The sequence below is a fragment of the Polaribacter litorisediminis genome, from assembly GCF_019968605.1.
Taxonomy (GTDB): Bacteria; Bacteroidota; Bacteroidia; order Flavobacteriales; family Flavobacteriaceae; genus Polaribacter; species Polaribacter litorisediminis.
In genome coordinates this window covers 1,768,831-1,782,469 of the sequence record NZ_CP082966.1, presented here as the reverse complement: position 1 = coordinate 1,782,469, position 13,639 = coordinate 1,768,831, and the positions used below count along the sequence as shown (strand labels likewise).

Sequence of the window (13,639 nt, the reverse complement as noted above, 5' to 3'; positions counted from 1 at the left end):
TAATTATGGAGGAAAATATTAGTACAAAAGAAATCAGTTTTAAAGGTTTTAAAATTGATGATTATCAAGATGTTTTAACAAATGAAGCTCAATTATTTTTGTTAGAACTACACGAAAAATTTAATGAAAGAAGACTCAAGTTACTCGAAGAAAGAGAGGTTGAGCAGGCTTATTTTGATGCAGGAAACTATCCTTCTTTTCCAGAAGAAACCAAAAATATTAGAGAATCTGAATGGGTTTGTGCGCCGTTACCAGAAGATTTATTAAACCGAAGAGTAGAAATTACAGGGCCTGTAGATCGTAAAATGGTGATTAATGCTTTGAATTCTGGCGCCAAAACTTTTATGGCAGATTTTGAAGATAGTAATTCGCCCAACATCCATAATAATTTACAGGGTCAAATTAATTTAAGGGATGCCATCAACAAAACTATTTCATTCTACAATGAGAAAAAAGACAAGACGTATCAATTAAACAAAGAAACTGCAACTTTATTGGTGAGGCCAAGAGGATGGCATTTAAATGAAAAACATTTTTTGATTCATGGTGAGCAAATGTCTGGTTCTTTGGTAGATTTCGGATTGTATTTTTTTCATAATATAAAAGCGTTACAAGCCCAAAATTCGGCAACTTATTTTTATTTACCAAAATTAGAACACTATTTAGAAGCAAGATTGTGGAATGATGTTTTTGTATTTGCGCAAAATTATTTAAATATTCCGCAAAATACCATTAAGGCAACAGTTTTAATAGAAACAATTACCGCAAGCTTTCAATTAGATGAAATTATTTATGAGTTAAGAAATCACATGGCTGGTTTAAACTGTGGCCGTTGGGATTATATTTTTTCTTACATCAAAAAGTTTAGAAATCATAAAAATTTTATGGTACCTAATAGAGATCAAGTAACCATGAAAACACCTTTTATGAAAGCATATTCTTTAAGCGTTATTCAAAAGTGCCATAAAAGAAATGTCCATGCAATGGGTGGAATGGCAGCACAAATTCCGATTAAAAATGATGAAATTGCTAATAATATTGCTTTTGCAAAAGTACGAGCAGATAAAGAGCAAGAAGTAAAAAACGGTCATGACGGCACTTGGGTAGCACATCCAGATTTGGTTGCGGTGGCAATGAATGTTTTTAATGAACATATGGTGACAAAAAATCAAATTCATGTAAAAAGAAATGATGTACATGTAAGTGTTGAGGATTTGGTTGAGTTGCCAAAAGGAACCATTACAGAAGATGGAGTTCGTAAAAATATTAACGTAGGTATTTTGTATCTGGAAAGTTGGTTGCGAGGAAATGGAGCCGCCGCAATTTATAATTTAATGGAAGATGCTGCAACAGCAGAAATCTCTAGAACACAAGTTTGGCTTTGGTTACACAATAAGGTTCAATTAGAGGATGGACGTTTTTTTGGAGAAGAAATGTATCAACAATTAAAAAAAGAAGAATTGATAAAAATTAAAAAATTAGTTGGCGAACATCATTTTTCCAAAGGAAAATTTGAATTAGCAATTACTTTATTTGATGAATTAGTGCTATCAAAAGAGTATCAAGAATTTTTAACATTATCAGCCTATAATTACATTTAAAAACAAAAATGTCTCGCTACTACGGCAATAGCATGCGAGACTAAATTATCAAAATCAAGAAAATTTTAACAATTAAAACACGAAATTATGAAAAATTTAGCGAAAAGCAACTACAGCTCGGCTTTAGAAACCGTAAGAAATCTAAAAGAAAAATATGGCACTTCTTGGAATGCAATCAGCGCAGAAAATTCAGCCAGAATGATGGCCCAAAATCGTTTTAAAACAGGTTTAGATATTGCGAAATATACAGCTGCTATTATGAGAAAAGATATGGCCGCGTATGATCTTGATGCTTCAAATTATACTCAATCTTTAGGTTGCTGGCATGGGTTTGTTGCGCAACAAAAAATGATTGCTGTAAAGAAGCATCACAAAACGACTAGCAAAAGTTATCTTTATCTTTCAGGATGGATGGTGGCAGCATTGCGCTCAGAATTTGGACCTTTACCAGATCAATCGATGCATGAAAAAACTGCGGTTCCTTCTTTGATAAGTGAAATTTATGATTTTCTTCGTCAGGCAGATGCTATTGAATTAAATGATTTGTTTAAAAGATTAGAGAACGGGGAAGATGTACAAGATGAGATAGATAATTTTGAAACGCACATTGTGCCGATTATTGCTGATATTGATGCTGGCTTTGGGAATGAGGAAGCAACCTATTTGTTAACAAAGAAAATGATAGAAGCAGGCGCTTGTGCAATTCAAATTGAAAACCAAGTTTCTGATGCAAAGCAATGTGGGCATCAAGATGGAAAAGTAACAGTGCCGCACGAAGATTTTATTGCGAAATTAAATGCTATTCGATATGCATTTTTAGAATTAGGCGTGGATGAAGGTATTATTGTTGCTAGAACCGATTCTGAAGGAGCTGGTTTAACGCAAAAATTACCGGTAAGTTTAAAGCCAGGAGATTTAGCTTCTCAATATTTAGCATTTGTAGATGCAGAAGAAATTACCTTAAAAGAAGCCAACGAGGATGATGTTTTATTAAAAAGAGACGGAAAATTATTACGACCATTAAGATTGCCAAACGGATTGTATAAATTTAAAGAGGGTTCAAACATCGATAGAGTTGTGTTAGATTGTATTACAAGTCTGCAAAATGGTGCAGATTTATTGTGGATAGAAACTCCGACTCCAAATGTTCAGCAAATTGCACACATGGTAAACAGAGTTAAAAAAGTAGTGCCCAATGCAAAGTTGGTGTACAACAATTCTCCTTCTTTCAATTGGACGTTAAATTTTAGAAATCAGGTGTACGATGAAATGATTGCAGAAGGAGAAAATATGACAGCCTATGATCGAAATAATTTGATGGATGAAATGTATGATACTTCTGAATTAAGTTATCGAGCGGATAAAAAGATTAAAACTTTTCAAAAAGATGGAGCCAGAGAAGCGGGTATTTTTCATCATTTAATTACGTTGCCAACTTATCATACAACAGCTTTGCATATGGATGAGCTTACTGAAGGTTATTTTGGTGAAGAAGGAATGTTAGCCTATGTAAAAGGTGTTCAACGGCAAGAAATTAGAAAAGGAGTTTCCTGTGTAAAACATCAAAGAATGGCGGGTTCTGATTTAGGGGATGCTCATAAAACATTTTTTGCAGGTGATAAAGCATTGAAAGCAAGCGGAACAAATAATACTTCAAATCAGTTTGAAACTTCTAAAACAGCTAAAAAAATTGTAGTTAATATAGGGATAGTGGCCTAATGCAGTTATTGGATTTATGATAAAACCTCTTTGAATATTTCAAAGAGGTTTTGCTTTTTTTATTTTCTTAACAATGAGAAATTACCTTTTTTATTGATGGGTTGTTTTGTAAGATCGGCTGGAACGAGTGTCGCGTTAAACCAATAATCATCTGAAGGAAGTAGCTTACCTTGATACAGTCCATTCCATCCCTGACTGTCAATCGGAATTTGTGCTACTAATTTTCCGAACCTATTAAATATGTTGATGCTTGCATTGGGGTAAAACGTTTTGTTAGCACCTTTTATCACCCAAAAATCATTTTGGCCATCGCCGTTTGGAGTAAAGAATTTTGGAAACTGAATTACAGAAACCAACAAAGTAGTATCTGGCGTGCAGCCATTTTTATCATTGACAATAATTTGATAAATACCACCTTCTAAGTTCTCAAAAAGAGGTTCATCTTGAAAACCTATAAAAGGAATTCTTTGGTCATTGTCGGTATTTAGGATAGCGAATTGGTAATCTCCTAAGCCTAAATTATTAGTTATGGTATCCATAGAAATTGATAAATTACCATCATTGCTTAAATTATTTCCTTCATCAATAATGGTTACAAAACTGCTGTCTAAAATTGCTGGGTCCGATTCATTTACAGTAATAAACTCAGTTCTCTTACAGAAAGTTCCGTTTGTTGTAGTTGCTGTTACTTGGTAGATTCCTCCCGTTGTAATATCAATATTGTCAACAGAAGTTGTGTTTAAAGAGTTCCCTTTTTCGTCTTTCCAAATGTATGTATACACATCTCTTGGACTTTCTACAACAAGGTTTAAAGGTGTATCCTTTAAACAAATAATTTGAGGAGTGGTGATTGTAAAATCTGGCAACGGATTTACAATTACATTAAAAGTGGCTTCATCATTGAAGCATAAAGTATTTTTATTTTCAATGCGCACATAGATCGTTTCTGTAAGGTTTGTGTTTTCATAAGGCGATGCTATGGGGTTATTTCCATTCGTAGCCTCCGCTTGCGAAGCATGAAAAGTTACAGTAAAATTATCAGGGTTTTGCGTGTTTCCTAATATTTCAGGAATTTTACTATTTAAATCAATGTTTTGCACAATTCCGTTGGCATCGTCACCGTCATTATTGTTGTCACATTCCTGAAGGTCAGTAATGATTTCGAAAGAAGGTTCAGGATTTACAATAATGGTTAAAGTAGCCTGATAAAAAAGACATCCGGTAGCATTGTTTATAATTCTGACAAATAAATTTTCCTCACTTATGCTCGTTATTGGATTAAATATTATTCTGTCAGGGTCTGAATCATAGTTAGTTTTGTCAATTCCGGGAGAAGTTAAGTCTTCTAAATCTAATTGATTTTTGTGGTACGTAATTGTAAAATCATTAGGATTTCTGCTCCCTAAAATATCTAAATCTCTGATAGAAACATCTATGTTTTGAGCGAATCCATTTCTAGCATTACCATCATTTGAGCCAGTATCACAAACTGCTAAAACCGGAATTTCATCATCAATAATTGGCAAAGGATTAATGATTACCTCAAAACTTGCGTGTGCATTCGCGCAACCTGTTATTGTACTTTGAAGACGCACAAAAATGGTCTGTGTTGCAATGTCTCCTTCGGAAAATCCAGCAGGAATATCGTTTGTAAATTCATTTGGATTGCTTATAAAATCTGGATTCGTTATATCTCCAGCAAGAGCCGCATTTACGGATTTGTAAAAAGTGACTTCAAAATTTTCTTTATTTTGATTGGTGCCAAGAAAGAGTTCATCAATCTTTTGAGTTAAATCAATATTTGTATTGCTTCCATTTAAGTAATTTCCGTCACCATCACCCGTATCACATGCTATTATAGGAAAAATTGGAGTGGAATTAACCCTTGGAACGGCATTAATTTGTACATTAAATTCACCTAAACCTTGACAATTGTTATTGATATTACTTAGAATTTTATAATAGATTGGGAACTGAATTCCCTCGGGAATCGTTGTAACATCAATTTTATCAATGTTGTTTCTATAATTTGAGATATCAATTTCATTTAAAGAGTTTGTTCTGTCTTGTTCGTTTTCATAGAAAAAAATGGTTGTATTTTCTGAATCTGGTATATTTTCTTTGATGTCGATTTCTATTTGTTCTTTATTTAAGCGAAAATTGGTAGTAAAGTCTGTGTCATCATTAGCGGTAGTATTATTCCCGTTTACATCTAAAAAATCATCACATTCAGGAAGTTGAAGATCATTAAAAGCGTTATTTACAGTTGTACCAACATTAAGTTTTAACTCAATTAAACCTTTAGAGCACCCAAATTCAGAAATAACTTTTACAAATACAGATTGAGGTGAAGGTGTATTTACTTGAACAGGGTATGAAGTCGGATTAGCAATTAGATTGAAGCCATTTGCATCTGCATAATACTCGAAATTTTCATTTTCATAGTTATTAGAAATATTAATTTCAGCTACTGTTAAATTAACGGTAGGGTTTGTGTTGTCTTCGCTGATACATTGATCAATTTCAGGATTTGCTTTCAGAATAGGCAAAGCATCTACAACTAACTCTAAAGTAACACCAGCATCATAACAGTCTGTATTGTCTTTGTTTTCTATTCTAACATATAAGGTTTTAGTGTTTGTTACCGTGTAATTTTCATTCTTATTAATGATGGTTAATGCATCATTAGTTTCCGCACCATTTTGGGTTGTGTGGTAACTAATATTGTACTGTGTTGTGTCTAAAGAACCATAAATTTCATTGTCTTTATCACTTAAAATAAAGGTATTTACAATGCCATCTGTATCGCTTCCACTTTCTAAATTATCACAAATTCTGTAAGGTTCAGGTTGGGTAGGAATGGGTAGGTCGGTTACCGCTAAAATAAATTCGGTAATTTCAAAACAAGCATTGGGAGCATTTTTGTTTTGCACTCTTGCATAAATAGTTTGTGAGCTAAAAGCAGTTGGATTTGTGTATGGATTAGGTAATGGGTTAGCACCAGAGTCTGCGTCTGCCGGGTTTAGATAATATAAAACCTCAAATATAGCAGGATCTAAACCGTTTAAAATTTCATCTGTTTTCGCTGCTTGTAAATCAAATGTATTAAAACCATCTCTGTCCGTGTCACAGAAAAAAATATCTGATGGCTTGTTGGCAACTGCAGCTTCGAAAATTTCGATATTGAAATCTCCATTAAATTGGGTCACATTTCCACATGCATCGGTTAACTCAATTTTAAGTGCATATGTACCTGAATTAATTTTTTGTAAATTGGATAAAACTAACTCAGGGTCTGTACTTATGACGTTTGTTGCTGCGCCGTTATCAAAAGTCCATTCGTAAGTTATATTAGTACCTGTTACGGTTTCAGGAATAATTGTTTTATCATCCCCTACACAAAACTGTAAGTCTTCGTTATTGATAACATTACCTGTTTCAGAGTCTATAATTTCGATAGGTAAAAGCAATGAGGAAATAAAAGGAGGCAGACCCTGCGTAGGGTTTACATTTCCTTTACCCACGAGCACAGATTGATGCGAATAATCGCAAGCGGCTCCTAATTCTTCAGGTCTATTAATGACGCTAATACTATTAGTGGTATTGTTTCCGATATTTCCGAAGGAACCTGTCCCTCCATCAGAAGACCAGTATATTTTACCATTAGGGCCTAATTGTAAAGCACTTCTTGTATTTCTATAGTTAAAAACTAAAAATCTAGAACTATTAATAGCCGTCATGGTGGGTTGTGACAGATCAAATTGATACAAGTTTTCTTCAGTGTTTTGCTGAAAACCTCCCGTAGAAATATATAATCTATTGCTAGAAGGAGAGAACTCTGCTCCATAAGCATTGCCATCAAAAATAAGGCTATTTGCTAAGGTTGAATTATTAAAATTGGTAACTTCTCCCGTTTCATTATTAAAATCGAATAAAAAAGTACCACTCGACATATTAGCAGATACTAATTTTGTACCATCAGGTGATACCTTTAAATACCCTCTAGGGTCGTTTGATGCATTAAAGCCATTAATAGTACTAATTATTGGATTGGTGATATCAACCCCAGACTGATCAACTTTATAAGCATAAAACCTATTTTCAAGTGCAGAAATTACCCAAAAAGTATTGCATTGTTCTCCTTTTACAGCCGTAACTTTTTCTGACCAACGTGGATGATTTAGGCCATCTCCTAAAACAATTGGACCATCTACAATATCTCCTAAACCTCCTTCTTCGGCCATGTCCAAAGTGTAGTACCAAAAACCAGCATTACCACTAGATTGAGCACCGACCGTAAAAATGTAATAAATATTTGGATTTCCTGGGGCTGGTACTGTTAACGCAGACTGAGAACTTGAAGCATCACCTTGTAAACCAGTGCCTTTAGGCATCGCTTGGTTATTTTTATTCCAAATTGTTAAATTTCTAGTTTCTGTTGTAGGAGCACCTATATAAAATAGTAAATTGCCCTGAGAGTCAGAAAAAGAAGAGCAGCCTTCTGTAGTGTTTAATTGACTACCCGATACAAGTTCTGGTTCTCCAGAAGTGAAATCTAAAGCCGCATTATTACCAAAATACCAAAAATTAGCTTCCTTTTGAGAGTATGAATATAATGTAAAAAAAAGAATTAAAACGGGTAATAATTTTTTCATTTAGGAGTATTTGAATAAGTTTTGTCAAATATATTTAAAAAGTATGAATAGTATATTTTTTTAACAACCAATATAAAATGGATTAAGAGCGAGTAAAGTACCTATTTTATGCAGAAAAATTAAGATTTCTAAATATTTGAAAACGGCGGAATTACGGCTCTAAAATTACTGATTTTCAACATCAAAAATATTATTTTTGATGTATGATTTATAAAACCTGATAATATATTTATATTTCAAATACTATCTTTGAGATAAAAAAGAGAGGCATAGAATTAAGAAACAAGAAAAAGTTTGAAAAATGAAAAATAAAGAGAAAATTAGTAATGTATCTTATAAAGTAATTTCAAATTTTTGGGCTAAATTAGAACAAGTAAGTTTCGATTTTAGTTTTAAAAATGGAAAAATAAAACGGTTAACCCATGAGGTTTATGGAAAAGGCGATGGTGTTGCTGTTTTACTTTATAATCAAGAAACGAAAAAAGTGCTTTTATCGAAGCAGTTTAGAATACCGATATATGTTGCAGGTGTAAACAACGGATTTTCAGTTGAAGTCTGTGGAGGTGCGATTGATCAAAATGAATCACCAGAAGCAACAGTAATAAGAGAAACAAAAGAGGAAATAGGATATACAATTTCTGAATTAAAAAAAGTGAGTACCGTTTTTTTATCCCCTGGATTAATGAAGGAACAAACTCATTTATTTATAGCCTCCTATAATGAGGACAGTAAAATTGACAATGGGGGAGGCTTGGCATCAGAAAATGAAGAAATAGAAGTGTTAGAAATACGCTTTGAAGATGCTTTAAAAATGATTGAAACAGCACATATAATTGATGTAAGAACAATAATGTTGTTGCAATATTTACAAATTCATGGAGTATTCAAGGAATGATGTATTTTAATTTCAAAAAGGAGAAAGGATATAATTCGTGAGTTGAGGTCAAAAAAATAAATAGATATGATTAAAAATTATTGGAAAAAAGGAGCAAAGCAAAAAAAGAGAGTTCTCTTTTTTAGTTTCATTATAGTGGGGTTATTATTCTTTTTACGAGATAACTATCAGCCTGCCTTATTATTTTTTAGAAAATATATTTTTATCATTGTACTCTGTTTTACAATTCTTTTTTTAGGTCTTCGAAGTTTTATAAAGTCTGCGGGTATTGCAAGAAAAATAGGGTCGCTATTGCTTAGCGTATTTTTTTATGGAGCACTTTATTTTAGTGTTTTTCATTATGATCTGTACAATTACATGAAAACATACAATGTATTCAATAATTTAAATCGCTATGAAATTGTAGAATTGCCTTTAACTCAAAATGAAAGAATTCAACCTCTAAGAAATATATTTTCAATGGCAAATGAGTCGGTGGGCGAAACCAAAGATATTTCTTTGCCTCATTTGGTAAGAGTAGATGACTCAAACCAATGGACTATGGCAATTCAGCCAACAGAAAAATATATTTGGCAAGGAATAAAAGAGAATACTGAAGAGCTTTTTTCGGTTTCTAGTACGACTCCTTTTCCTCGTTTTGCTAGTGAAAATAGAATTTCAGTTACATTTTCGATTGGCGAATCTCTAAGATTTAGTAGAAATACTTACAATGCTGTTGTACAGCGTTTAAACCCTTGGATGTTGTTTAACTACGAACCAAGTGACACTTATTACATGAAAAATGATCAAGGTATTTGGGTGCAAGTAGTCAGCTTAATACAGTGGAAAGGTTTCTTTTTTCCATACCCAAGTTTTGGAGGTGTAATGGTTATTAATCAAGGAGCGCATGATTTTAGCGATTATTTAGAGCGAATTACGATTGGGAAAGGAACTTTTATTTCTCCCCAAGAAATGAAAAACCACCCATATTTAACCAGACAAAATATTTTGTCAGAAAAAGTATCACGGTTACAAGCAGAAAGTTTAAAGTTTTTAGGAGGCTTTTCGGATCCTTTACCATGGAATATGAATAGTGCTGTAAAAATTCCATCCATGCCAAATGATCAAAATAACCAACCTTATGTAACAGATTTTAATTTTGAAGATACTAAAACCGGAGCCTATTCAGGCTTGTATCATTGGTTTGGTTTAGAGCCAATTGGCAAACAAAGAACCACTTTAAGTTACAGTGTTTTTATTCCTGCAGATGGTACAGATAAAATTTATTATTATGATCATGCCTCCAAAAAACAAGGATATGCAGGTATTTCCGCCATGCCTTTAAAAGTAAAGGAATCGAAGAAAGAATACGATTGGAGCCTAAATAGTCCGGTAGAATTTAGACCGTATATTAAAAACATTGCGGGTAGAAAACGGATGTTTTTTTTAGGAACAATCTCTACAATTAGCAATACTAATCCGACGCAGTTTGATGGCTCCGCAACACCAGATTTGGCGCTGGTAGATAGTGAATACAGAGATGTTATATGGATTAATGCAAAAAAACCAAGCACTTGGAACGAAGAAATCTACAACCAATTGCATGAAGCATGGAGGGCTAGTGAACATATTAATATTTATTTTGAAAAAGAGAAGACCATTTTAGAGAAAAATAGAGAAATATTAGATTCTATTCAGCTTTTATCTGCACAGCAAAAAAAAATGAAAGACATACAAAGACTGCAAAAGCAAATAGATTCTATCCGAAAAAACGAATAAATATGTATCGGGTTTATTTCCCTTGGAAAATAAAAATATTTATTGTAAGTTTGCCATGGATTTAAAATCAAACCATGAAAACAGCATCGAACGTTACTTTATTTGAAAAAAACTATTTGGCAGAAGCTAAAATGAGAAATCACTTTGCTGTGATAGATGAACCTGTTCCATCTGGAGGAGGTGATACTGGACCAACTCCGGTAGAATATTTATTAACTGCAATTGGCGGTTGTGTTGCTATTACTTTAAGAATGTATGCCGAAAGAAAAGGTTGGGATGTTGGTAAAATTACGGTGAACGTTTTTCAAATTAAAGAAAATAATAAATCCTATTTATCAGAAGAAATATCCTTTGAAAAAGAAGTATCCGAAGAACAAAGAAAAAAATTATTAATCATTGCAGGTAAATGTCCTGTTGCAAAAATGGTAAAAGGAGAAACCTTAATAGAATCAAAAATTATATAAAAATCATGAAAAAAGTAATTGTATTTGCCGGTAGTAATAGTAAAAAATCAATCAATAAGGAGTTAGCAACATATACAGCTAGTTTGGTTAAAAATGTTGAACTAGAAATTTTAGATTTAAATGATTTTGAGTTACCGATGTATGGGATTGATGAAGAAACAAAAAACGGAATTCCTAAAAAGGCAATTGAGTTTTTAAAGGCGGTTCATAGCGCAGACGGCATTATTTTATCCTTGGCCGAACACAACGGTAATTTTTCGGTAGCTTTTAAGAATGTGTATGATTGGTGCTCTAGAATTGAGCAGAAGGTATGGAAGAATATTCCGATGTTATTGATGGCAACATCTCCAGGAGGCAGAGGAGGAGCAACCGTTTTGGCTATTGCAAAAAGCGGATTTCCATTTATGGGAGGAAATATTGTAGCAGATTTCTCATTATCAAGTTTTTATGATAATTTTAAAGATGGTCAAATTATAAATAAAGATGTATTTAGTGTATTGGAAGCACAAGTGGAAAAATTTGAACAGGCTATAAATCAGTAAAAATGAACATAATTTTATATGGAAGAAAAGGGCATGCTTACACGGTAGCTTTTAAAAACTTCTTAAATTCAACAGACGTTCCTTATATCTATAAAGATGTTTCGCAAGATACCGCAGCAAGGGAACATAGTAAAGATTTGTATAATGGAGCAGTTAAATATCCTACTTTATTTGTGGATGATAAAATCTTTTTAACACCAACTACAGAAGAATTTAATAAAATAATGCAAGATTTAAAATTAAGAGCTTAAAATGTTTTAGATTTTAAAAGCATGGAAATTATACGAAACCTATTTTTTGATATGCCTATTTGGTTACTTTTTTACAAACAACAACAAGGATAGCAAAGAATAAAGAAACAATTAACGAAAAATTTTAAGTAATTCTACTTGTAAAAGAATATCTTTTTTAATTTTCGACTGCGCTAACATCGAATATAGCCAATTAAACACAGAATACGCAAAAATGGGAGACATTTCTAAAGACATAGCATCAAAATTTGAAAACCATAAAGTAAAAGCATTAATCAATATAAAATATACTTCCAATTGGTTAAATAGTAAAGAAAATGAATTTTTTAAGCCCTACGGAATTTCGCCGCAGCAATATAATATTTTAAGAATATTACGCGGGGCAAAAGATAAGATTAAAGTACAAATTGTAAAAGATAGAATGATAGAAAGAGCGCCAAATGCAACGCGCTTAATGGATAAGTTATGTGATAAAAACCTCATTGAAAGAGAACGTTGCGAACAAGATAGAAGAGTCGTTTATGTTAAAATTAATGATGTAGGATTAGATTTATTATCGGTCATAGACCAAAATAAAAACAAATCTTTTTTAGAAAACATAACGGCAGAGGAAGCACTTATTTTAAGTGATTTGTTAGATAAAATAAGATAAAAAAATTTACTAAATTAGTTTCCTTGGAAAGTATTTTAATAGAAGAATAGGAATAAAATATTAGTTCGATTGATTCCGATTTTTCATCTGAATGGTATCGAGAGCATAGTGATAAACTACAAACCATGAAAAAATATAAAACAGTACAGCACAAAGTAGCAAGTCCGTTAGTAAATATGGGGCCCATAAAATTGCGTCAACCACTTCCTACAGAGGGAATAGAAAATGTAGATCCCTTTTTATTATTACATCATTATGGGCCTTACGCCATTAGCGAATTTTCGAATCCTTTTGATTTAGGACCACATCCACACAGAGGTTTTGAGCCAATAACTTTATTGTTTAAAGGCGAACAGTTGCATAGAGATTCTTTAGGAAATGACATGGTGGTAAAAGCGGGCGGAGTTCAATGGACGACTGCTGGACGTGGAATTGTGCACGCCGAAGGACCAACAAAAGCATTTGTTAAAAAAGGCGGCGATTTAGAGGGCATTCAATTGTGGTTAAATTTGCCAGCGAAAGATAAAATGATGACTCCAAATTATCAACATTTAGAGGATGAGCAAATTCCGAAGATTTTTTCAGACGATAAAAAAGTACTGTTAAATGTGATTGCAGGAAATCAATTAGACCAAAAAGGATTGATAAAAACCCAAACAGACGTCAATGTTTTTACAGCAAATGTAGATGCCAACGGAAGTATGGAAATTGATATTCCAGAAAATCATCAATCGTTAATCTATCTTTTAGAAGGTGAAATTTTAGTCAATAATGCAGAAGTTCTTCAGAAAGGAAAAAATCAAATGATTACGTTTCATCAAGACGGAAACACAATTAAATTTGAAGCTACAAAGGCAAGTACCGTTTTAATTTTGTCAGGAGCACCTATTCAAGAGAAAATAACCCAATATGGTCCTTATGTGATGAATACGCAGACCGAAATTTTAGAAGCCATGAGAGATTATCAACAGGGCAAAATGGGGTACTTATATTAATATTTGGGCTTTCCCCGAAAAGGGTCGGGCTTTCGGCAGTCGCTATTTTCTGAAAAAGAAAATGAGCTTCAACAAATGCCTCAATCCCTAAAGCAAAACTCTAATTA

At 32.9% G+C, this 13,639-nt stretch carries 10 protein-coding genes; 9 read left to right on the top strand and 1 reads right to left on the bottom strand.

Going from position 1 to position 13,639, the window contains the following annotated elements; genetic code table 11:
* The first annotated feature begins 5 nt into the window (after positions 1 to 5).
* Together aceB and K8354_RS07655 are read left to right on the top strand one after the other, a co-directional pair.
* Positions 6 to 1,601, top strand: a complete 1,596-nt coding sequence (gene aceB / locus K8354_RS07660) for a malate synthase A (RefSeq protein WP_223446955.1) — start codon at positions 6 to 8, stop codon at positions 1,599 to 1,601.
* Positions 1,602 to 1,688: 87 nt separating this feature from the next.
* Positions 1,689 to 3,320, top strand: coding sequence for an isocitrate lyase (locus K8354_RS07655; RefSeq protein ID WP_223446953.1), 1,632 nt, complete (start codon positions 1,689 to 1,691; stop codon positions 3,318 to 3,320).
* Between the two features lie 59 nt (positions 3,321 to 3,379).
* On the opposite strand, the gene K8354_RS07650 is transcribed toward K8354_RS07655, so the two are convergent.
* The gene (locus tag K8354_RS07650) at positions 3,380 to 7,975 is read right to left on the bottom strand and encodes a T9SS type B sorting domain-containing protein (protein WP_223446951.1); all 4,596 of its coding nucleotides are present in this window, start codon (positions 7,973 to 7,975) and stop codon (positions 3,380 to 3,382) included.
* 301 nt (positions 7,976 to 8,276) lie between these two features.
* Here K8354_RS07650 and K8354_RS07645 point away from each other — a divergent pair, with 301 nt between their 5' ends.
* The 7 genes from K8354_RS07645 (at position 8,277) to K8354_RS07615 (ending at position 13,532) form a co-directional block, all read left to right on the top strand.
* Complete coding sequence (locus tag K8354_RS07645) at positions 8,277 to 8,870, top strand: NUDIX domain-containing protein (RefSeq protein WP_223446949.1); 594 nt, start codon at positions 8,277 to 8,279, stop codon at positions 8,868 to 8,870.
* Positions 8,871 to 8,936: 66 nt separating this feature from the next.
* On the top strand, positions 8,937 to 10,628 hold the full coding sequence (locus K8354_RS07640; RefSeq protein ID WP_223446947.1) for a hypothetical protein: 1,692 nt from the start codon (positions 8,937 to 8,939) through the stop codon (positions 10,626 to 10,628).
* 74 nt (positions 10,629 to 10,702) lie between these two features.
* Entirely contained in the window at positions 10,703 to 11,092 is a 390-nt protein-coding gene (locus K8354_RS07635) for an OsmC family protein (protein ID WP_223446945.1), read from the top strand.
* A gap of 5 nt (positions 11,093 to 11,097) precedes the next feature.
* Positions 11,098 to 11,634, top strand: coding sequence for an NADPH-dependent FMN reductase (locus K8354_RS07630; protein ID WP_223446943.1), 537 nt, complete (start codon positions 11,098 to 11,100; stop codon positions 11,632 to 11,634).
* A 2-nt stretch (positions 11,635 to 11,636) separates the two neighbouring features.
* Complete coding sequence (locus tag K8354_RS07625; RefSeq protein WP_223446941.1) at positions 11,637 to 11,885, top strand: glutaredoxin family protein; 249 nt, start codon at positions 11,637 to 11,639, stop codon at positions 11,883 to 11,885.
* Positions 11,886 to 12,099: 214 nt separating this feature from the next.
* Positions 12,100 to 12,537, top strand: coding sequence for a MarR family winged helix-turn-helix transcriptional regulator (locus K8354_RS07620; protein WP_223446939.1), 438 nt, complete (start codon positions 12,100 to 12,102; stop codon positions 12,535 to 12,537).
* 125 nt (positions 12,538 to 12,662) lie between these two features.
* Positions 12,663 to 13,532: a pirin family protein gene (locus K8354_RS07615; RefSeq protein ID WP_223446937.1), complete on the top strand. Its 870-nt coding sequence runs from the start codon at positions 12,663 to 12,665 to the stop codon at positions 13,530 to 13,532.
* Positions 13,533 to 13,639 lie beyond the last annotated feature (107 nt).

Coding starts and splice junctions, on each gene's coding strand:
- K8354_RS07630 (WP_223446943.1), top strand. CDS start 11,098: ATGAAAAAAGTAATTGTATTTGCCGGTAGTAATAGTAAAAAATCAATC.
- K8354_RS07620 (WP_223446939.1), top strand. CDS start 12,100: ATGGGAGACATTTCTAAAGACATAGCATCAAAATTTGAAAACCATAAA.
- K8354_RS07625 (WP_223446941.1), top strand. CDS start 11,637: ATGAACATAATTTTATATGGAAGAAAAGGGCATGCTTACACGGTAGCT.
- K8354_RS07650 (WP_223446951.1), bottom strand. CDS start 7,975: ATGAAAAAATTATTACCCGTTTTAATTCTTTTTTTTACATTATATTCA.
- K8354_RS07615 (WP_223446937.1), top strand. CDS start 12,663: ATGAAAAAATATAAAACAGTACAGCACAAAGTAGCAAGTCCGTTAGTA.
- K8354_RS07640 (WP_223446947.1), top strand. CDS start 8,937: ATGATTAAAAATTATTGGAAAAAAGGAGCAAAGCAAAAAAAGAGAGTT.
- K8354_RS07635 (WP_223446945.1), top strand. CDS start 10,703: ATGAAAACAGCATCGAACGTTACTTTATTTGAAAAAAACTATTTGGCA.
- K8354_RS07645 (WP_223446949.1), top strand. CDS start 8,277: ATGAAAAATAAAGAGAAAATTAGTAATGTATCTTATAAAGTAATTTCA.
- K8354_RS07655 (WP_223446953.1), top strand. CDS start 1,689: ATGAAAAATTTAGCGAAAAGCAACTACAGCTCGGCTTTAGAAACCGTA.
- aceB (WP_223446955.1), top strand. CDS start 6: ATGGAGGAAAATATTAGTACAAAAGAAATCAGTTTTAAAGGTTTTAAA.